This window comes from Bradyrhizobium sp. CIAT3101 (genome assembly GCF_029714945.1).
GTDB lineage: Bacteria > Pseudomonadota > Alphaproteobacteria > Rhizobiales > Xanthobacteraceae > Bradyrhizobium.
In genome coordinates this window covers 5,593,658-5,614,477 of sequence record NZ_CP121634.1, presented here as the reverse complement: position 1 = coordinate 5,614,477, position 20,820 = coordinate 5,593,658, and the positions used below count along the sequence as shown (strand labels likewise).

General features: G+C 63.8%; 16 protein-coding genes. 5 read left to right on the top strand and 11 right to left on the bottom strand.

What is annotated here, in order from left to right; genetic code table 11:
• Positions 1–477 precede the first annotated feature (477 nt).
• Positions 478–1,236 carry a sulfite exporter TauE/SafE family protein gene (locus tag QA645_RS26695; protein ID WP_283044503.1) on the top strand — a complete coding sequence of 253 codons (759 nt, stop codon included), beginning with the start codon at positions 478–480 and terminating at the stop codon, positions 1,234–1,236.
• A 21-nt stretch (positions 1,237–1,257) separates the two neighbouring features.
• Here QA645_RS26695 and QA645_RS26690 read toward each other — a convergent pair whose 3' ends face one another.
• The 8 genes from QA645_RS26690 to QA645_RS26655 form a co-directional block, all read right to left on the bottom strand.
• Positions 1,258–2,247: an alpha/beta fold hydrolase gene (locus QA645_RS26690; protein ID WP_283044502.1), complete on the bottom strand. Its 990-nt coding sequence runs from the start codon at positions 2,245–2,247 to the stop codon at positions 1,258–1,260.
• Positions 2,248–2,390: 143 nt separating this feature from the next.
• Positions 2,391–3,941 carry an efflux transporter outer membrane subunit gene (locus QA645_RS26685; RefSeq protein ID WP_283053344.1) on the bottom strand — a complete coding sequence of 517 codons (1,551 nt, stop codon included), beginning with the start codon at positions 3,939–3,941 and terminating at the stop codon, positions 2,391–2,393.
• Positions 3,942–3,954: 13 nt separating this feature from the next.
• Positions 3,955–7,206 (bottom strand): efflux RND transporter permease subunit, encoded by a 3,252-nt coding sequence (locus QA645_RS26680; RefSeq protein WP_283044501.1) that lies wholly within the window; start codon positions 7,204–7,206, stop codon positions 3,955–3,957.
• Between the two features lie 46 nt (positions 7,207–7,252).
• Positions 7,253–8,455 (bottom strand): efflux RND transporter periplasmic adaptor subunit, encoded by a 1,203-nt coding sequence (locus QA645_RS26675; protein ID WP_254193095.1) that lies wholly within the window; start codon positions 8,453–8,455, stop codon positions 7,253–7,255.
• 388 nt (positions 8,456–8,843) lie between these two features.
• On the bottom strand, positions 8,844–8,966 hold the full coding sequence (locus tag QA645_RS26670) for a hypothetical protein (protein ID WP_256561419.1): 123 nt from the start codon (positions 8,964–8,966) through the stop codon (positions 8,844–8,846).
• Between the two features lie 118 nt (positions 8,967–9,084).
• Complete coding sequence (locus QA645_RS26665; protein ID WP_254130623.1) at positions 9,085–9,810, bottom strand: response regulator transcription factor; 726 nt, start codon at positions 9,808–9,810, stop codon at positions 9,085–9,087.
• A complete protein-coding gene (locus QA645_RS26660) occupies positions 9,803–11,386 on the bottom strand; it encodes a DUF4118 domain-containing protein (RefSeq protein ID WP_283044500.1) in 1,584 nt (527 codons plus the stop codon). The genes QA645_RS26665 and QA645_RS26660 overlap by 8 nt, the downstream gene beginning before the upstream one ends.
• 238 nt (positions 11,387–11,624) lie before the next feature.
• Positions 11,625–12,215, bottom strand: coding sequence for a hypothetical protein (locus QA645_RS26655; protein WP_283044499.1), 591 nt, complete (start codon positions 12,213–12,215; stop codon positions 11,625–11,627).
• 442 nt (positions 12,216–12,657) lie between these two features.
• On the opposite strand from QA645_RS26655, the gene QA645_RS26650 reads away from it, so the two are divergent.
• Entirely contained in the window at positions 12,658–14,283 is a 1,626-nt protein-coding gene (locus QA645_RS26650; RefSeq protein ID WP_283044498.1) for an outer membrane beta-barrel protein, read from the top strand.
• Between the two features lie 70 nt (positions 14,284–14,353).
• A complete protein-coding gene (locus QA645_RS26645; protein WP_283044497.1) occupies positions 14,354–15,079 on the top strand; it encodes an outer membrane beta-barrel protein in 726 nt (241 codons plus the stop codon).
• 236 nt (positions 15,080–15,315) lie between these two features.
• Here the strand turns inward: QA645_RS26645 and QA645_RS26640 are convergent, their stop codons facing one another.
• Positions 15,316–16,350: a serine hydrolase domain-containing protein gene (locus QA645_RS26640; protein WP_283044496.1), complete on the bottom strand. Its 1,035-nt coding sequence runs from the start codon at positions 16,348–16,350 to the stop codon at positions 15,316–15,318.
• Between the two features lie 285 nt (positions 16,351–16,635).
• Between QA645_RS26640 and QA645_RS26635 the strand changes: the two genes are divergently transcribed.
• Both QA645_RS26635 and QA645_RS26630 read left to right on the top strand, forming a co-directional pair.
• On the top strand, positions 16,636–17,310 hold the full coding sequence (locus tag QA645_RS26635; protein WP_254130629.1) for a response regulator transcription factor: 675 nt from the start codon (positions 16,636–16,638) through the stop codon (positions 17,308–17,310).
• A 1-nt stretch (position 17,311) separates the two neighbouring features.
• The gene (locus QA645_RS26630) at positions 17,312–18,667 is read left to right on the top strand and encodes an ATP-binding protein (RefSeq protein ID WP_283044495.1); all 1,356 of its coding nucleotides are present in this window, start codon (positions 17,312–17,314) and stop codon (positions 18,665–18,667) included.
• A 3-nt stretch (positions 18,668–18,670) separates the two neighbouring features.
• Here the strand turns inward: QA645_RS26630 and QA645_RS26625 are convergent, their stop codons facing one another.
• Together QA645_RS26625 and QA645_RS26620 are read right to left on the bottom strand one after the other, a co-directional pair.
• On the bottom strand, positions 18,671–19,954 hold the full coding sequence (locus QA645_RS26625) for a M20/M25/M40 family metallo-hydrolase (RefSeq protein ID WP_283044494.1): 1,284 nt from the start codon (positions 19,952–19,954) through the stop codon (positions 18,671–18,673).
• Positions 19,955–20,101: 147 nt separating this feature from the next.
• The gene (locus tag QA645_RS26620; protein ID WP_349253138.1) at positions 20,102–20,689 is read right to left on the bottom strand and encodes a hypothetical protein; all 588 of its coding nucleotides are present in this window, start codon (positions 20,687–20,689) and stop codon (positions 20,102–20,104) included.
• Between the last annotated feature and the right edge of the window lie 131 nt (positions 20,690–20,820).

The window sequence follows — 20,820 nt, the reverse complement described above, 5'->3', positions numbered from 1 at the left end:
GTCTCGGTCATCCCAGAGCGAGCCGACGTCCTCGAAAAGGATCGCAATCGCAGTTCGTAGGATGGGTAGAGCGTTAGCGAAACCCATCATCTCTTCCAGAGACCAAAGCGATGGGTTTCGCTTCGCTCTACCCATCCTACAAGCAACCGCCCCGGATTCAGCTCGAGATTACACTGAGATCGGGTCTGCGAGCAGCCAAGGTTCAGGCTCGACGATATTGCTCCGAGATCAATGTTATTATTGTACTGAGGTATGGATCGGAGCATATTCCAGGCAATCAGTGAATTGACCTGGTTTTGCCCGGGAACTGCAGAGCCCACGACCATGCACCTCAGCTATTTCGACCTGTTTCTCGCCTTCATCGGATTGACGTTTGGCGTGCCGTCAGCCCTGCCTCGCGTGTTTTTCCGAAGCGAGGACACGTCGCGCCGCAAGACTTCATAGAGGGCGGATTGCCTGGCGGTCGCGGAGACGAACATGGATCTGACGGCCGCCACCATCCTCATCGCCTTCGCCGGCGTATTCCTGATCTGCTTCATGAAGGGCGCCTTCGGCGGCGGCTTCTCCATCGTCGGGATTCCGTTGCTGTCCTTCGTCATGGACCCGGTCACAGCCGGAGGCCTGCTCGCGCCGCTGTTCATCGCGATGGATTTGTTCGCGCTGCGCTACTGGAAGCCCTCGACCTGGTCGAAGCCCGACCTCGTGCTGCTGTTGCCGGGGCTCGTGATCGGCATCGGACTCGGCTATCTGCTGTTTCGCGTGCTGGATCACCGTGCCGTCGCGATCGTGATGGCGATCGTGACCTTGATCTTCGTCGGCCTGTGGTTCTTTGGCGACACGAAGGTGATCATACGTCCGCGTTCGACGCCGAAGGCGATCGCAGCCGGTCTCGGCTCCGGTGTCACGACGATGGTCGCGCATTCCGGCGGACCGCCACTTGCGATGTATCTGCTGCCGCTCGGCCTCAGCAAGGAGATCTATGCGGGAACGACGAGCCTGTTCTTCACCGTCGGCAATGCGACCAAGGCGGTGCCGTGGCTGCTGCTGACGCGCCCGTCGGGCAACGAATGGATCGTGATGGCGGTTTGTCTGCTCGCCATTCCCTCTGGCGTCTGGCTCGGCTGGCGCCTGCACGGACGGCTCGACCAGCAGCAGGTTTTCCGCGCTTGCTACAGCCTGCTGGTCGTCACGGCGGTGAAGCTGCTGTGGGATGGCGTGTCAGGCTATCTGGCGTAGGCTGCGTGCTTGCATTGTTCGTCAGTCCTTCAGATGCTCCCGGAAGAACGCCAGCGCCGCCGCGTTGAACGCGTTGTGGAAGCCGAGGCGGTCGAAGCCGGCTCTGTCGGTGCAGATGTTGGGACGCTTCTGCGCCAGCTCCTGCGTGCAGGGCGGAAGAAATGCGTAGTGACCGGCATTCGCCACGAGATGATAGTCGGGCTTGACCGGCAGATCGCGCATGATCGTTGAGACATAATCCAGCGTGACTTCGCCGCCCGTTCTGTCTTCTCCACTCAGCGCCGAAGCCCACAGCTGGATCGGGATTTTCACGTCCTTCAAGCCGCCAGGGGCGAACAACGGACCGAACGCGGGGTCGGCAATGACGAGGGCCCTGACGCGCGGGTCATGCGTGAATGCCGGCGGCGGAATCTCGCCTTTGCGCAGCTCCGCACAACTGGGGTTTCGAGAACTCTCCGGACACAAGGCGATCATCTTTCGCAGATCGGGATTGCCGCCGGCGACGACCAGGCCGGTATAGCCGCCCCGCGAGAAGCCGAAGAAGCCGATATGTCCGGGGTCGAGCTTTGCATGATCAGGCCATGCGTCGAGCATGTAGTCGATCACGCGCTTGATGTCGGCCGGACGCTCCGTGAAGGCGGCGAGCGTGTCCGCGCGGCTCATGTCGCCGCCTCCGGTATCGACGGGATGACTGAGCGCCACAACGACGAAACCGTTGTCCGCGAGCGCTTCCGCGGTGTCGTGATGACCGGGGAAGCTTCCGCCATAGCCATGCGAGATCACGATCAGCGGCAGCTTGTCGCCCGATATCGCGCAGTTCTGCGTCGCGGGCAGGGTCATCGTGCGGAGTTTCACTTCGCCGACCGGCTCCCGGCAGGGCGACCACACGGCCGCCTCGATCTGCGGAAAGCCGGCCTCGGCCGGCACGGTGAGGAATCGAAAGCCGGCTGCGTGGGCCAATGTTGTCGTTAGACAAAGGGCGGAGGCGAGCGTGAACTTCCGGATGCGCATGCGTTGTTCCCGCGGTCGATCTCGTTGTGAGGCAGATGTAGGATGGGTAGAGCGCAGCGAAACCCATCATTTTTCCTTGCGGTGATCAAGCGATGGGTTTCGCTTCGCTCTACCCATCCTACGGGCTTGGCCCGCTACTCGCATCACCGTGACGGCAACGTTGCCTCGCTGACCTTCATGACCGGAGCAGGCTTGTCCGCAAACACACATTCGCGCCAGACGGGTGTTTTACACTCGGCCGGCCAGCTGCCGCCGAGCGCCATGAACAGGGCGGCGGTGTCGGACAGGCGGGTGGCTTCCGCCTGGACGCGGGTGATGGCGGCGTTGAAATAGGCCTGCTGCGCGTTCAGCACCGTGACCTGGGTGATCTGTCCCAGCACGAGCTGCTTCTGCACGATGTCGAGGCTCGCCTTCGCCGCGGTCTCGGCCTTGATCGCCGCCTGCACCGCACGGGCGTCGGCCTGCAGGGAACGCAGCGCGTCGGCGACGTTCTGCAGCGCCGTGATCACGGCCTGGCGATATTGCGCCTCGGCCTCGTCGAGGGCTGCTTCCGCGGCCTTCTGCTTGTGATAGAGCGTGAGCCCGTCGAACAGCGGCTGCGTCGCGCTCGCGGCCACCGTGTAGAACAGCGTGCCTTGCGTGAACAACTGCGACGCCTTGAAGGCGCTGGTGCCGGGATTTCCCGTCAGCGTCAGGTTAGGCAGCCGCGCCGCAATGGCAACGCCGACCTGGGCGCTTGCCGAATGCAGATTGGCTTCCGCCGCACGCACGTCCGGCCGTTGCGCAACCAGCGTGCTCGGCAGGCTCACCGGCAGGTTGGCCGGCAAGGTGAGGTGGCGGAGATCGAATTTCTGCAATACTTCGTCGGCGGAGAACTGCCCGGCGAGCGCGGTGAGGAGGTCGCGCTGCACGGCGAGCTGCTTCTCCAGCGGCGGCAAGGTCTGCTCGGCCTGCGCCAGCGCCGTTTCCTGCGTCAGCACGTCGACCTGGGCGGCCTGGCCCGCCTCGAACTGGGTCTTGAGGATGCCGAGGATGTCGCGCTCGATCTTGACGATGCGTTCGGTCGCCGCGATCTGGCCGCGCAGCGAGGCCTCCTGGATGGCGGCGGTGACGACGTTGGCGGTGAGCGTCACGTAGGCGGCCTCGAGCTGGTACTGCGCCTGCTCGGTCTGGGCGTCGAGGCTCTCGACGGCGCGGATGTTCTGGCCCCAGATATCGGGCACGAAGCTGATGTTGAGCTGTGCGGTGTGCAGCGTGTAGCGCGACTGCGGCGAGTCCACCGGGTTGGACGTCGCCATGTTGGAGATCTGCTGGTCGGACGGCGTGTAGTTGACGCCGATTTGCGGAAAGAACAGGCCGCGTTGCGCCAGCGCATTGAAATTGGCGACGCGGATCGCGGCCTCCGCCGATTGCAGCGACGGATTGTGCTCGACCGACAGGCGGATCAGCTCGTTCAGCGGCTGCGACCGGAACGCCGCCCACCAGCGCGGCGGGATGTCGGCGCCATTGACGAATTGCTGCCGCGGCACGCGCGGGCCCTCGGCATCGACCCGGGGCGAGGCGAGCGGCTCCGGCGTGTAGCGGGACACGGCGGGTGCCGGCGGCGTCTCGAAGTTCGGGCCCACCGCGCAGCTGGCGAGCACGACGCTCGCGGCGCTGGCGAGAAGTGATTTGCGAGCCGCTCGGCTGATCATCACGCAACGCATCCTAATGGGCCACTTCCGGCGGCGAGGCCGCCGCGCTGTCCTCGTGTGCCGGCGTTCTCTCGCGCGACAGAAAGACCTTGCGCAGCGCCGGCGCGACCACGAGCAGCAGCAACGGACCGATGAACATGCCGCCGACGACAACCGTTGCCAGCGGCCTTTGCACCTGGCTGCCGATGCCGTGGGACAGCGCCGCCGGGAACAGGCCGACGCCGGCGGAGAGCGCGGTCATCAGCATCGGCCGCATGCGCTGCTCGGCACCGTGGAAGACGGCTTCCGCGATGCTCATGCCGGAGGCGCGCAGCTCGCGGAAATAGGTAATGTTGAGAATGCCGTCCATCACCGCGACGCCGAACAGCGAGATGAAGCCGATCGCAGCCGAGATGCTGAAATCGAGGCCCGCGAGATAGAGCGCGATCAGCCCGCCGCCGACCGCGAAGGGAATGCCGGCGAGCGCCAGCAGGCTGTCGCGCACCGAATTGAACAGGCTGTAGAGCAGCACGAAGATCAACAGCAGCGTCACCGGCACCACGACCATCAGCCGCGCCTTCGCGGCTTCCAGATTGTCGAACTCGCCGGACCAGATGATGCGGTAGCCCGGCGGAAGCTGGACCTTGTCCGCGACGCGGGCTTGCGCCTCCGCCACGGTGCCGCCGAGATCGCGGCCGCGCACGCTGAACTTGATCGGAATGTAGCGCTGGCTGCGCTCGCGGTAGATGAACAGCGCACCGGTGTCGAGCGTGATGTCGGCGAGCTCGCTCAGGGGGATATAGGCGTTGGTTCCGGATGGCGTCGAATAGGCGACCTTGAGATCGCGCACGGCGTCGATGCTCTGGCGGAACTTTGGATCGAGCCGGACCGCGACCGCAAAGGAGCGGTCGCCCTCCAGCACGTTGGTGGCGATGGTGCCGCCGAGCGCGGCCTGCACCACCGCGGTGATGTCGCCGGTGTTGAGGCCGTAACGGGCAGCTTTCTCTCTGATAATCTTGATGTCGAGATTGGGCTGGCCCACCAGATGGAAAACGCCGAGATCGGCGACGCCGCGGACGTCGCGCATGACGTCCATGATCTTGGTCGCGGTCTGCTCGAGCACATCGAGGTTCGGACCGATCACCTTGACCGAATTGGCGCCCTTCACGCCGGACAGGGCTTCTTCGATGTTGTCCTGGATGTACTGGGAGAAGTTGAAGGTGACGCCGGGCAATTCCTCGTCGAACTCCTTCTGCAGCGCCTCGGTGAGCTTCTCCTTGGTCAGGCCCTTCGGCCATTCGTCGAACGGCTTGATCGGCGCGAACAGCTCGACATTGGAGAAGGGCGAGGCGTCGCTGCCGTTGTCGGGCCGGCCGTGCTGCGAGACCACGGTGATGATCTCGGGATGGCGGAGCAGGATGTCGCGCATCTTCCGCGTCGCCTCGGTGCCGGCGTCGAGCGAGATGGTCGGCGGCATCGAGGCGCGGATCCAGAAATTGCCTTCCTCCAGCGCCGGCAGGAATTCGCTGCCGAGCCGGCTTGCCGCAAGCGTCGAGATCGCGAGGAAGATCCCGCCCGCGATCAGAGCGAGCTTCACGCTGCCCAGCGCCCAGCGCAGCACCGGCGTGTAGGCGCGGCGCAGGCATCGCACGATCGCCGTCTCGGTCTCCTCGATGTGTTCCGGCAGCAGCAGTGACGCCAGCACCGGGGTCACCGTGAAGGTCGCCAGAAGCGCGCCGGCGAGCGCATAGCCATAGGTGCGGGCCATCGGTCCGAAGATCTGGCCCTCGACGCCCTGCATCGTGAACAGCGGCACGAAGGCGGTCACCGTGATCGCGGCGGTGAAGAACACCGCCTTGTCGACCTGTAAGGCGCTGACGAAGATCATCCTGAGCCGCTCGGTCCAGCGCGCCATGGTCGGCTGGCCGTGGGTGTGGGCGGTCGGATCGGCGCCCCAATAGCCTTCGGCGAGATTTTGCAGGACGCGCGCGCGACTGTCCGGGCTCGACTGGAAGTTTCGAAAGATGTTCTCCATCATGATCACGGCGGAATCGACGATGATGCCGAAATCGACCGCGCCGAGCGACAGCAGATTGGCGTCCTCGCCCTGGAGCACCAGGATGATGATGGCAAAGAACAGCGCGAAGGGAATGTTGGCGGAGACGATCAGCGCGCTGCGGAGGTCACCGAGGAACACCCACTGGATGATGAACACCAAGAGGCAGCCGAACACGAGGTTGTGCAGCACCGTGTGGGTGGTGACGCCGACCAGCGAGGAGCGATCGTAATAGGGCACGACCTTCACGCCCGGCGGCAGCGTGCCGTCGCTGTTGATCTTGGCGACCTCTTCCTCGACCTTCGGGATGATCTCGTTGGTGTGCTGGGTGCGGCCCATGACGACGATGGCGGCGGCGATGTCGTCCTGCTTGTCCTTGCCGGCGATGCCGAGCCGCGGCACGAAGCCGACGGAGACCTTTGCGACGTCCTTGATCTGGATCGGCAGGCCGTTCGACTGGGTCAGCACGATGTTCTCGATATCGGTGACCTTGTAGCCCTTGGTGACGTCGTCGGCGCCGCCGGAATCGATCAGGCCGATGCCGCGGATGTTGACGGATTGCTGGCCGATCGCGATCTCGCGGCCGCCGACATTGACGTTGGCGTTGCCGAGCGCGGTGACGAGCTGCGGCACCGTGATGTTGTAGACCTCGAGCTTTTGCAGGTCGGCATCGACGTTGAACTGCTTGGTGGTGCCGCCCCACGAGTTGATCTGCACCACGCCCGGCAGCGTCATCAGGCGGCGGGTGACGACATAGTCCTGCAGCGTGCGAAGGTTGGTGAGGCCGAAATTCGGCGGGCCGACCAGCTGGTAACGGTAGATCTCGCCGACCAGGCTCGACTGCTGGATGGTCGGGACCTGGTTGCCCGGCAGCGTGATGTTCTGCTGGATGCTGTTGGCGGCCTGGGTCAGCGCGAAATAATAGTCGACGCCATAGCGGAAGGTGACGCGGACGAAGGACAGGCCGTAGAACGAGGTCGAGCGGATATTGACCACGCCCGGCGTCGGGTAGAGCCCGACCTCCATCGGGATGGTGTAGTACTTCTCCATCTCCTCCGCCGAGAGCCCCGGCGCCTGGGCCGTGATCTCCAGGATGACCGGCGCCGGATTGGGATAGGCCTCGATGTTCAGCTTGCTGAAGGCGGCCAGTCCCGCCGCGCAGAACACGACGAGGCCGAGCACGATGATCGCGCTGCGGGTGAGGCCGAAGGTGAGGATGCTTTTGACCACGATCTCTTGACTCAGAACCGGCGCGCCGGGGCGATCGACGCCTCGATCAGCCCGTGACCGCGGTGGCGAACTTGTTCGAGAGGAAGATCGCGCCGCTCGAAGCCACCAGCTCGCCGGGCTTCAGCCCGTCGAGGATCTGGTACCAGCCGTCCTGCGCGATGCCGACCGTGATGCTGCGCCGTTCGAAGCGGTGGCGATCGGGCGTCACCCACACCGTCATGGTGCCGTCGCCCTCGCGCACCACGGCGTCCGCAGGCACGGCGACGGACTGTTTCGGTCCCTCGGTCTCGATCGAGAAGCCGGCCAGCATGCCGGCGCGCAGCTTGTGGGCGGGATCGTCGATCACGGAGCGGACCAATTGGCGGTGCGTGGTGGGATCGATGTTCAGCCCGAGCGTCGTCACGTGGCCGCGAAACACCTCGCCGGGATAAGCGGGGACACTGACGGCGACGGACTGGCCGATGCGGTAGGACGGCGCGTCGGTCTCGATGACGTTGGCGACCATCCACATCGTCGAGAGATCGGCGAGCGAGTAGGGCGCCGGCGCGTTGCCGGGCTGGACGTAGAGACCGGGTGCGGCGTTGCGCGTGACGATCTGGCCCGCGATCGGGCTCGGCACGATCAGGATGGAATCGACCTTGCGATCGGCGACGATGCGATCGATCTCCTCGTCGGTCTTGCCGAAGATGCGCACGGCGTCGCGCGCCGCCTTGTAATTGCCTTCGGCCGTCTGCTGGTCGGAGATCGCCTGGTCGACGTCCTTCTGCGCGCCGCCGCCGGTCTTCAAGAGCTGCTTCACGCGCGTCAGCGTGCGGCCCTGCAGCTCCAGCACGCCGGCCGCGGCCAGCAGCGTGGATTCAGCCTGCAGCAGATCGGGGCTGTCGATGGTGAACAGCGTCGCGCCCTTGGCGACGGTGTCCCCGACGTTGAAGAAGGTGTCGACGATCTTGCCGGGATTTGGCGTGAACACCTGCACCAGCATGTTCTGGTTGAAGTCGATCGAGCCGACGGCCTGCTTGACGACGCGGAAGGCGCGCGGCTCGGCGGCGAGCACCTTGAACGCGTCGGCCTGCTTGTCGGTCATGGTGATGGTCTGCTGCGCGATATCGACGTCGCTGGCGGCTGCCGGCTGCTCCGCCTTGGCGGAGCGCAATTCGCCGGTGTGCGTCAAAAACCAGGCGCCGCCGGCGATGGCGGCCATTGCCGCAATGCTCGCCGTCATGCCCGCATGCTTGATGCGAAATGCCATCACAGAGCCCCGTTTGATCCGCTTCGGATGTCCGTGCTCTCGATCGGCTGGACCACTGCGCAATGCGCGCGGCGTGAAGCGATCGCGGCGGACGGAATCTTGTTAGCAAGCCCAACTGACGTACACCTGACAGTGCGACGTCACCGTGGTTGGCCCAAAACAGTACTAGCGATCCGCTGATCTGGTTTCGATAGAAGGAACGGGGGATATAAATACAGAAATGATAGCGCCAGACGTGCGCCGATGCCCGATTGAACAAAAGCCGGTCGACTGCACAGCGCCGCTGCCTGCGCCGCCATCATGCGGTGGCGTGGATCGATCGTTGATCCGCGGCCGATCACATCGCGTTGAAGTGGTCGGCCTCTTGCGTTCCCGGACGCGGCAGCGGTCAGGTCCGATCGCGCGTCCGCCAGACGAAGATGACGAAAATGGCGACAACGACGGCGCCGGCGAGCATCCAGTACTGGCCTTCGAAACCGAAAATACTGAATTTCTGAACGAGGAAGTCCACCGCATCCGCCCCTTTGTTGTGCAAGGTAGGCGGTTTGCGCGGTGAAATATATTATTTCTTTACAGGCGTGGCGCCGCGCCGTGCATCGGTGATCTGCGTGTCCGGGAAGGGGCCGGCATCAGCCGACCCGATCGGCGACGGGCACGGGATCGAACCGGTTCTGAAGCCGGTAACCGACGCCGGATTCCGTGATCAACAGGCGGGGCTGGTTCGGGTCGCTCTCGATCTTCTGGCGCAGCTTGCGCACGAGAATGCGCAGGTACTGGATGTTATCACGCTGATTGCCGCTCCAGATCTCCTTGAGCAGCTGGTCGTGGGTGACGACGAGGCCGACATGCATGGCGAGCACGTGCAGCAGCCGGTATTCCTTCCGCGTCAGGCGAACCAGGCTCTGGTTCAGCGACACCGTGCGCGTCACGAGGTCGACCGAGAGCGGGCCGGCGACGACGACCGGATTCTCCGTCGCCGATTTGAAATAGCGCCGCAGCGCGGCTTCACTGCGTGCGAGCAGCTCGGCCATGCCGAACGGCTTGACGACATAATCGTCGGCGCCGGCCTGCAGCAGCCGCACCTTGTCGTCTTCGCCCGCGGCGACGGAGAGAATGATGATCGGGATGTTCGACCAGGCGCGGATCCGTTCGAGCACCTCGGCGCCGTGAAGGTCCGGCAGCGCCAGGTCGAGAACGATGAGGTCCGGCGCGCTGAACGTCGCGATCTTCAGGGCTTCGGTCGCGTTCTCGGCCTCGAGCACGACAAAGCCGTTGAGCTCGAAACCGGCGCGGAGAAAGCGCCTGATCTTCGGCTCATCGTCGATCAGGAGAACCACGTTTGCCGGCTTACTCATGGAAGGCCATCGTTTCGGGAGAGGATGCGGCAGCGGGCAGGGCGATGGTGACGGCGGTCCCTTGCCCCTGTCCCCGGCTCTGAACGGAGATCGTTCCGCCATGGGCGTGCACAAAGGTCGATGCGATCCAGAAGCCGAGGCCGGAGCCGGGCACGGAGGCCTGGTGTCGCGCCCCGCGAAACGACCGGCGCCCGAGCTTTCCCTGCTCGTCCGGGGTGATGCCGACGCCCTGGTCGGAGACGCGGATGATCAGGCGGTCCGGCTCCGACCTGACGTCGACGGATATGGTCGAGCCGGACGGCGAATATTTCGCGGCGTTCTCGAGGATCTGGCCGCAGGCTTCCTCGATCAATCCGGAATCGAGATGGAGCAGCGGCAAATCATCGGCAAAGGTGATTTCAATCCGGTGCGCACCGAGCCGGCGTCCGCGCCGTCTGGCTGCGCCATTCACGATATCCCTCGGATCGGCCCATTCGAGGCGCGGGCTCAGCCCGCCTGCGGTGACGCGGGTCGCGCTCAGAAGGTTTCTGATATAGCCGTCGAACTGAGCGGTCTCGTCGGAGATCGCGTCGACCAGCGCGCGCATGCGGGCGTCGCTGCGGATCGCGGGAATCGAATCCAGAACGCTTGCCGATCCCTGGATCGCAGCGAGCGGCGAGCAGAGTTCGTGAGACAGCGTGCCGTGGAAGGCGTCCCGCAGCAATTGTCCCTGCAGGTGCAGCCGCGCGCTCTCCATGGCCTTGCCGATGTCCAGACGTTGCAGCGTCAGGGCCGTCTCATCGAGAATGGCCTCGATCCGGCGCGTCCGAGTCGCGATCGCCTGTTGCGGGCCCTGTCCGATATTGACCGCGATGACGCCGTGAATGGTATCGTCGGAGGAGATCGCACGCAGCAGCCAGAGCTCGCTTCTGGTCTCGTCGACGATGGTCCGCGACATCGGTCCGACACCGGAGTTCATGGCGGCAGCACCCGATTGCACCGTCGGAGGCGCAAAGCGTGAATCCGGTGGCTCGATGTGGCCATCGGACGTCGTCACGAAGAAGGTGGCGGGATGACCGAAGGCAAGCGCGAAATGCTGCTGAATGGCCGCGATCAGGTCGGCGATGGTAAAGCAGGACGCGAGCCTGCGCGAGAAGTCGTAGAGCGCCTGCATGTCCTTCTCGCTCCGACGGAGCCGTTCGGTCTCCTGGCGCAGCCGGGATGCCAGATTGCTGCTGACCAGCGATACGATCAGGAACAGCAGCAGATCAACCGCCTCTTGCGGATCGTCGACACGAAAGCTGTAGAGCGGGGCGAAGAAGAAGAAGTCCGCGGCCGCCATGGCCGCGATCGATGCCACCATGGCAGGCCAGATGCCCCACCTGGTCGCTGCGAAGATCACGGGGATGAGATAAGCGATCGGTACCAGGCTGGTGGCCACGTTCCGGCTGAAGGCGAGCAGGGGCGCCGTGAACAAGGCAACGCCGAGCACCGACAGCAGAAGAGGCGACACGGTGCGCCAAAGCGCGCGCGGCCGCTGATGCTCGTCCGCCGCCATGAGGCGGCCGGCTTCAACGCCAGGTCTGGTCGTCCGCATGCTCGCCGTTGAAGGCATGCGGCCAAGTGGGAGATTTACAATCAAAGTACGTGCGTGCCTTCAGGAAAGGACATCAATGATCCCAGCGAGAGCCCGTCGGCACCCCGCAGCGGATCACGTCAGGGCGCAAATCCACCCCGCGATGTCGTCAACTTACCCAGCAGGCCAACGATGGGCCGAATTGGCGTAGAAAATCTATGTCGTTGAATGCGGGCGGAAATAAAAAAGTAATAGCCGTTCAGCTCCGTAGATCTACGGAGTCGAGCAGCATGCTTGCATATTGAAGAGCGCGCCGCTCGCCCGACAACTCGGGTCGCGACGCGTGATAAAGGCCAGGCTCGTCATGCGATCGGCTGGCGGGAGGCGCGAGCGTGGCAATGGCGGCTGCGCTGATCTGCTTCGGCGGATAGAGATAGAAGTCCATCAGCGGCATGTGCGATCCGTGAGCGTTGCGCCGGAGCACGTCGCGCGCGCTCTCGCCGGCGACCGGATAGATGGCGTTCCAGCCGGCAAAGCTGCTCGCCAGGATTTCCAGCGCGAGAATCGTGCTCGCGATCTGGACAAACCCTTCATTGGCTTTCTTGGCGCTACGCGTGGTCGAGGCCTTGCGCAGCACTTGCCGAAGCTCGTTGTGGCGCTCGATCAGGGGGCCCATGCGAAACTGCCAGAGCATGTTCGGCAGCGACGCGAAGCCGTGAACCTCATGATAGGATTCGATCAGGCTGCGGCATTGCCCCATCAACGTCCCGGGCAGGAACGAGAGATCAGTTGCAGTATCGTCCCGCAAGGGACCACCTGCGACGCCCGCAGCATGAGTCACGGCTTCCATGGTCGAACCTCGCAAAGCAGAGTCTAGTCCGTACGAGAAGACTAGCGAGTCCGGCCATAAATCTTCGATCAACAATCCGGCCCACCGGCGTAGCAAAAAAATAGCCGCGTCGGGTCGCGCGATCGCATTTGCGCTCAATTCGAGCAGACACTTCGAACGACTATGTCGAAAATGACACAGCGCGAGGGAAACGTTTGCGCTGCGACATCATTCGTCCGCAAAATGTTCATGATTTCGCTGAGGCCTTGAGCAAACGGCGCGGGCAATTGATCAGTATGCGTGCAAACGACGGAGAAGCGCGTCGTTGCGCTATTTTATTTTAACGAACGCGCGCGGCAATCCGTATCGCCTTTTTCTGCGCCCCGCACGAAGGATGACGCCAAGCTTAACCAAACCGAAGAACGCCTTGAAGGCGTCGGTACCAACAGCTTGGGGCAACATGATGAGAAAGTATCTTCTGGCAGGCGCATCGCTGGTCGCGATGATGGGGATGGGCGGCGCCGCCAATGCGGGAGACACGCTTCCGCCGGCAGGCAAGACGTTCTGCGATCCGTACAAGAATTACGGCTGCCTGGACTCCTATCTCGGCAACGACTTCTTCACCCGGTTCATCAACTACTACCGGCTCGAATGGGGCAAGGACGCCGCGCCTTCCGATCCCAAGGCGCCGGCATCGCGCCGCGACGCCTGGCCGGCGACGCCGCAGAGCATTCCGCCGATGCCGTTCAGCGAATGGCCCTATGGCGGTACGACCAGCATCGGCGTCACGCGTCCGAATTCGGTCGACAGCCCGTTGATGAGTGCGCTCGGCAATACTTCGGTCGGGCAGGCGATGAACGATTCGCACATCCAGGTGTATGGCTGGATCAATGCCGGCGGAAACCTCAGCAACAACACCGTTCGCGGCGGCAACTCGCCTGCGGCGTATGATTACAATCCGAATACGGTGCAGCTCGATCAGGCTGTGGTCTACATCGAGCGCCTGCCTGATACGGTGCAGAAGGATCATGTCGATTGGGGCTTCCGTATCGCGCCCATCTATGGCGAGAATTATCGCTATACGACGGCGTACGGCCTGTGGAGCAACCAGTTGCTCCAGCAGAACAAGAATTACGGCTACGACATGCCGATGGCCTATGGCGAAGTCTTCATCCCGTACCTTGCCGACGGCCTGCTGCTCCGCTTTGGCCGCTACATCTCGATCCCCGACATCGAGGCACAGCTCGCACCGAACAACTATATGTATACGCACTCGATGACGTATACGTTCGACAATTACACGAACACGGGCATCAACGCCTCGCTCTCGCTCAACAAGAACTGGATGGTGCAGGGAAGCGTCTCCGTGGGAACGGAAGCGATGCCCTGGCATGTGGGCGCCAAGATTCCCAACGCGAACCCCAATCCATTGTTTCCCGACACGACCATGCTGAAGGATCCCGGCGCCCAACCCTCCTTCAGCGCCGGCGTCCGCTATGTCACCGACAGCGGCAAAGACGGCGTCTACGTCGTCGCGAACGGGATCAACAACGGCACCTGGGGCTACAATAACCTCCAATGGTACGGGTTGACCTACTATCACAAGTTCAACGACCAGTGGCACATCTCGTTCGAGACCTACAACGAGCACCAGAACAACGTTCTCAATCTCGATAATCCGGCTTCGGTCGCGCTCGTCGCGAGCGGAACGCCGTTCTCGCTCGACGTGATGCCGTGGAATGCGCCGTTCGGCGCGCATTGCGGCAACACGACCCAGTTGTCGTGCACCGCCTCGGTGCAGACGTTCCTGACCTATGTGAATTACAGCCCGACGAAGCTCGACAACATCTCGTATCGCCTGGAATGGTTCGACGACAAGCAGGGGCAGCGCACGGGTGTAAAGACACGTTACGTCGAGACGGGTCTGGGCTGGCAGCACTGGTTCTCACCGCAGATCGAGATGCGGCCCGAAGTGTCGATCTATCGTGCCTTGGATGCACCAGCGTTCAACGGCAATGCGAACCTCGGGATCCCGCCGAACAAGAAGACCGCCGTCATCGGTTCGGCCGACATCATCATCCACTTCTGATCCTGCGCGCGGGCCGGCGCTCGGAGCGCGCCGCCCGCATCGCGGGGCACACATTCGACAGGGGCAAACCATGAAGAAACTCATTCTCTCGACCGTCGCGTTTTGCGCATTGGGGGCGATGTCGCCGGCGCTCGGCGCCGATCTGCCGATCTACGGCAAGGCGCCACCGCTCGCGACGCCCGCTTACGACTGGTCCGGCTTCTACGTCGGCGTGTTCGGCGGCTGGGGTCTCGGCAATCATAACGTCAACAACGCGACTGGTCCGGCCGGCTTTGCCAATTTCACCGCGAACTACGAATCGACCGGTGGCCTTGGTGGCGGCGAAGTCGGCTACCAATGGCAGAGCGGAAGCATTGTGGTTGGTGTCGAGGCAGACGGATTCGGCTCGAACATCAAGGGCGGTGATAATTTCGCGCTCGGCTGGGACGACGCGACCAAGCTCGGCTGGGGCGGTACGCTGCGGGCGCGCGGCGGCATCGCGGTCGATCGGCTGTTGCTGTTCTTCACGGGTGGTTGGGCCTATGGCGAGCTGACCCACACCAACACCAATCCAGGCTTTGGCGTCGACACGTTCAAGGCGACGCGCAGCGGTTTGGCTGCCGGCGGCGGCATCGCCTATGCGATCACCGACAATCTGATCGGGAAGTTCGAGTATCGCTATCTCGATCTCGGCACTTTCCACCGCGACGCGCCGACCAACGGTGCGCTGCCTTATACGGTCGCCAACACCTATTCGGTCGTGACACTCGGACTCGACTTCAAGTTCGGTGGCAACGCGGTCGTTGCCAAGTACTGACGCGCCCAGGGGGAGGAGAACATGACCGCTAAACGGCCGGCTCGGATAGTCGCGACGATGATCATTCTGGCAGGGCTCGGCGCTTGCCTTGCCGGCTGCGTGAGCGATCTCGGCGCGACCGCGGCAGGTTCATCCGATATTCACCAGATGCGCTATTACGGAGGGCCAAAATATCCGATGTGGCCGAGTCAATGAATAGTCCTGTCCGGCCCCGGTGGCGGGGCCGGGCGAGGGCATTACCGCACCAGGTCCAGCGCCAGCGCGGGATGATCTCCCGGCATGACCGAGCCCAAGAGGGTCTTGGCCAATGGCATTCCGGCATCGGAGGATGTCAGCACGACGATCGCATCGCGTGACTGAAGGTTGGCCATGGCGAGCGCGCGAAATCCGGGATTGCTGCCCCAGTGCCAAATCGCGACCGGATGGTCCTTTTCCTCGAGTCCCCAACCAAGCCCCCAGGAAAGACGTGGTGCGGAAAGTTTCCGCGGATCGCGCGTGATCGACGAGAGCAATTGTTCGTCGTTGAGGACCGCGGCCATGAAGCGGGCATAGTCGTTCGCCGTGGTGTAGAGGGAGCTGGCGGCGATCTCATAGGGGAAACGGAGCTGGCGGGGCGAGCCCGCAACGAGCTGTGTTTGGATCGCAGGCGTCAGTTTGAACGCGGTATTGGTCAATCCAATCGGCGCAAACAGCTCCTGCTCCGCCAATTGCTGCAGCGGCCGGCCGGTCAGGGTTTCCAGCATGCGTTGCAGCAGCACGTAGCCTTCGCCGGAATATTGCCAGCGCGTGCCTGGAGCAGAAGTCTGGGTCAATGGCCCATCGGAAGCCCAATTGGGAAACCCGGCGCCATGGGACAGCAGCAAGCGCGGCGTCACGGTGCGCAAGACGTCGACCGGTACCGTGTCGACGATCGGAGCGGCCTTCAAAGCGAACAGGTTTTGGCGGTGTTGATATCCGTCAGGAAATATCTCGCTGAGCGGACGGTCCAGCGAGAGTTCTCCTCGCCGCGCCAACCGGAGCACGACGTAGGCGACAACCGGCTTCGACAGCGACGCCGCTTGAAAGACAGCATCGGATCCGGGATTCGCTCCACAGCCGGAGGCCGACAGCGCGCGCGCCTCGTGCCCATTTTTCAACATGTTGGCGGACACGGCGCAGACGTGTCCCTCGGACGCCAGCCTCGCCACCTGATCATCAAGATCGTCGGCATGGCCACGACCGGCTAGCGCCAAGGTTGCGCAAGAAGCCAACAGAAACCCGCGTCGATCCATGGGACCCTTCCGTTTCCGGCAGATGAGTTCGTCGCGTGCCGGGTCGTTCCGGCACCGTATCGCATTCGAATTGCGCCATCCTGGTGACCGATCCCGCGGCGATTGTCGTTCGGTGGATGTTCGCGTTTACCAAGCTTACGTGGATCTGACAGCGAAGGCCTGATGCCCCCAGGCCGGCGCGCATTCGCTTTTTGCTGGCGAACCCGGCCGAATGGTGGAAAAAGCAGCGATATGATCTCAATTGCGGTGGCGGCGGCCACCGGCTGGATATCGAGCGTCAAGCAAATGCGCCTTCTGATCGTCGAGGACAATGCCGAGCTGTCGCGGCTCGTGGCCAGCGGGCTGGCGGCGGCCGGCTACGAGAGCGACATCGTGGGCAGCACCGAGGAGGCGCGCGAGGCGGTGCACAATGTCAATTATGCCGCGATGATCCTCGATCTCGGCCTGCCCGACGGCGATGGCCTGTCGGTATTGCGCGAACTGCGGCGGCAGATGGAACCGCTGCCGGTGCTGGTGTTGACCGCGCGCGGCGGCGTGCAGGACCGCGTCAACGGCCTGCGCAGCGGCGCCGACGATTACCTGGCGAAGCCGTTCGCGATGGAGGAGCTGGTGGCGCGGCTGGAGGCGATCCTGCGCCGTCCGGGCCAGCTGCTCGGCCGCTCGCTGCGGCTCGCCAATCTCGTCTACGACACCGAAAGCCGCCAGATCTTCATCGACGACAAGCCGCGGATCATCTCGTCGCGCGAGACCTCGGTGCTGGAGATCCTGCTGCGCCGGCAGGGGCGGGTGGTGCCGAAGAAGAACGTCGAAGATCACATCTTCGGCCTCGAGGGCGAGGTCGCCTCCAACGCGGTCGAAGTGTACGTCTCCCGGCTGCGCAAGCAGCTCACCGAACATGGCGCCAAGGTCGTGATCCACACCATCCGCGGCGTCGGCTACATGATGGCCGAGGAGAAATAGCGTGGGCGCCGCCGGGTCATTCGCCAGGCCGTCGTTCAAATCGCTGATCTCGCGCATCGTGTTCTTGCACATCATCGCGATCGCGGTGGTCGCGATCTTCCTGCCGCTGGTGTTGTTCTGGCTGTTGAACTCGGAGATCGACCAGCTGCATCGCGCCGCGATGCGGGCCCAGGCCGAGACCCTGGCCGAGCGCATCGCGGTCCAGCCCGACGGCAAGGTGACGTTCAATCTGCCCGACAGCCTGCGCGGTCTCTATTCGGAAGCCTATGGCCGCTACCAGTACGACATCCGCGATGCCGACGGACGCCTGCTGTTCTCGTCGCACAAGAAGACCGGTAGCGTCGAATCGGAGTCGATCTCGGGCGCCGACGTGACCCAGACGATCGGCGACACCACCGTCCGCATTCAGGTGGCGGAAGACCTGTCACATCGCGACGTCATCACCGACGACATCGTGTCCAACTTCTTCCGCCGGGTCGGGTGGATCACCATTCCCATCCTCCTGATCCTGCTCGCCATCGACATCTTCATCTTCCGCCGCGCGATCGCGCCGCTCTGGATGGCCTCGGAGGAGGCCAGCAATATCGGCCCGTCGCGCACCGACATCCGGTTGCCGACGGAGCAGATTCCGCGCGAGATCATGCCGCTCGTCACCGCCGTCAACCAGGCGCTGGATCGTCTCGAGGACGGTTTTCGCGTGCAGCGCCAGTTCACGGCCGATGCCGCCCATCAACTGCGCACGCCGCTCGCGATCCTGCGCACGCGGATCGAGACGCTCGGCGACGGCGCGGCGAAGCAGGCGCTGCATGACGATATCGCGGGCATGAGCCGGATCGTCGCCCAGCTCCTGGAGATCGCCGAGCTCGACACGCTGGTGCTCGATCCCGGCGAGACGGCCGATTTGCGCGCCGTGTGCGCCGAGGTGGTCGGCGCGATCGCACCGTTCGCGATCGCCCAGCACAAGGACATCGCGCTCCGGGGCGCCGACGCGCCGGTATTGATCCACGGCAATTCCGAGATGCTCCAGCGCGCAGTCTTCAACCTCGCCGAAAACGCCATCAAGTTCACCGCGAAGGAGACGTCGGTGGACGTCGAAGTCGGCGACGATGGCTCTGTGCGCGTGCGCGATTGCGGTCCGGGCGTCACGGAAGCCGAACGCGAGCTGATCTTCCAGCGCTTCTGGCGCAGGGATCGCCAGCGCAGCGACGGCGCGGGCCTCGGCCTTTCGATCGTGCGCGGCGTCGCCGACGATCACGACGCGACAGTCGCAGTGGACAATCTCCCCGGCGGCGGCGCCGAGTTCACGCTGCGGTTCAGGCTGGCGGAGGAGGGGGCCTCCGCCGTCGGCCGAAGCTGACCGCTATTTCAGCTTGCCGGTCGACAGATCCATGATCATGCGCGTGGTCAGGTAGAGGCGCGGCACGATGGTGTCGAGCTTCACGTATTCGGCGTCGTTGGAATGCGCGCCGAAACCCGACAGGCCCATGCCTTCGACCACGGCGCCCTTGGTCTTGAGCGCGGCAAACGCGGCGTCGGTGCCGCCGCCGGTCGCCTTCTCGTCGACCTTGAGCGGCATTCCGAGCTCCTGATAGATCGTCTTGCCATAGGCGGCCACGCGACGCGAAGCGTCGTTGGCCTCGAGCGGCGGACGGCGCACCTCGAACTTCAGCTCGACCTTGGAGTCGGGCAGCAGGCGATTCTTGATCTTGTCCTGCAGCGCCTTCTCCAGCTCGTCGAAATCCGACACCTTGAGCGCGCGCGCATCGGCCTGCGCCGTGGCCTCGGCAGGGATCACGTTGCGGTTGGTGCCGGCCTTGGACACCGTCCAGTTCAGCTTCAGGCCCTGCTCGGGCTTCGACAGGTCCTTCATCTGCAGCACCTGATGCGAAAGCTCGTAGAGCGCGTTGATGCCGCCCTCGGGCCGCGCGCCGGCATGCGAGGACTTGCCGGTCACCGTGAGATAGGCCGAGCCGATGCCGCTGGTGGCGAGCCGCAGCGTGCCGTCGGTGCCGCCGCCCTCGAACGAGAACACGACGTCCTGATCGGCGGCGAATTTGGTGATGGTGCTGCGCCAGCCGGGCGAGGAGATCTCCTCGTCGCCATTGGTGAGCACGGTGAGCGTGCCATAGTCCTTGAAGTTCAGTTTCTGCAGCATCGCCACGGTGTGGAGGATGAGCGCGACGCCCTGCTTGTCGTCGGCAATGCCGAGGCCGTAGGCCTTGTCGCCGTCGATGCGAAACGGCTGATCCTTCAGCATGCCCTTCAGGTACACCGTGTCCATATGGGCGATCAGCATGATCTTCCTGGTGCCGGTGCCCTTGAAGGTGGCGTGCACGGCCGGGCCGATCTTGTCCGGCGTGTCGTCGAGACGATAGATGTCGGTGGGCTGCAGGATCTCCACCGTGCCGCCGAGCTGCTTGAGCTGGTCGGCCACGCGGCCTGCGATTACGTTCAGGCCCTCGACATCCCTGCTGCCGGTTTCGATGTTGACGAGGTCGCGCAACGTGTCGAGCAGCGGCTGCTGCTCCTTCTGCGCCAGCGCCTGGACGTCGGCCATCGGCTCGGCGTGCGCCACAGCGCAGGCGAGCCAGAGCGAGGCGATGAACGTGCCAGCGAACGATGGGGCAAGGAGCGATCGGGACATGCGCGACGGACCATTGGTTGGATGATGGCCCGGTATGCCTCCGTTTCCGGCGCTTGTCACGCTACAGTTACGCTGCACCCCTCGCCGTGTGGGTGAGGGGGATCGCGTCGACAGACGCTACTCGGTAAGCGACGATCCGTCCTGCGCTCACGGCGGCAGGAGTTCCGCTGCCTGATCAAGCTGGTCAACCGACGCAGCTTCGCTTGGCCGCTCGAAGACGAAGCGCGAGATCGTTGATATCGTGGCGTTGGCACTGCCGTCCTGGCCGATGAGGATGAGCCCGGCTCCGCCATTGGCGACGTTCAGAATGACCTCCTCGCCGATCCAGGTCTTGATCGGGTCCATTCCAATGACGAGAAATTCACCCATGGGCTGGTCAAGATATTGAAGCCGCAGTTGCGGGCCGATCTCTGCTGCGGCAATCCCCAAACCGAGCCGTTTCGCGCGCGCGTAGATTGCGGCCAGGGTCACAGTGTCGGTACCAAAGCCAAGCGCGGCGGCCGACACGGTGACGAGATCCACTTCCTTCCTTCTGGAGCTGACGGTGAAGGTCGGCCGGGCCATGATTTCCGTAGCTGATCCCCCCACATGGCAGCCGATTGCATCCAACGCGTTACGAAGGGCGAGCGGACTTGAAAGATTGCCGACAGTGATCCTCTTCCACACCGGGAGATCGGCAACGGATCTGACCGGGCTGATCGGCGCATAACTCGGGGGTGCCGCCTTCAGCTTCAATTGGTTTTGCAACACATCTCGCGCGCTGCATTGCGCGTCAGCTTTGGTCGCGAACTGGAATAGGCACAGCGCGCAGAATATCGCGGTCAGGAGCGGGCAGCGACGATGAGTTGCGGCTGTCGAAGAATGTT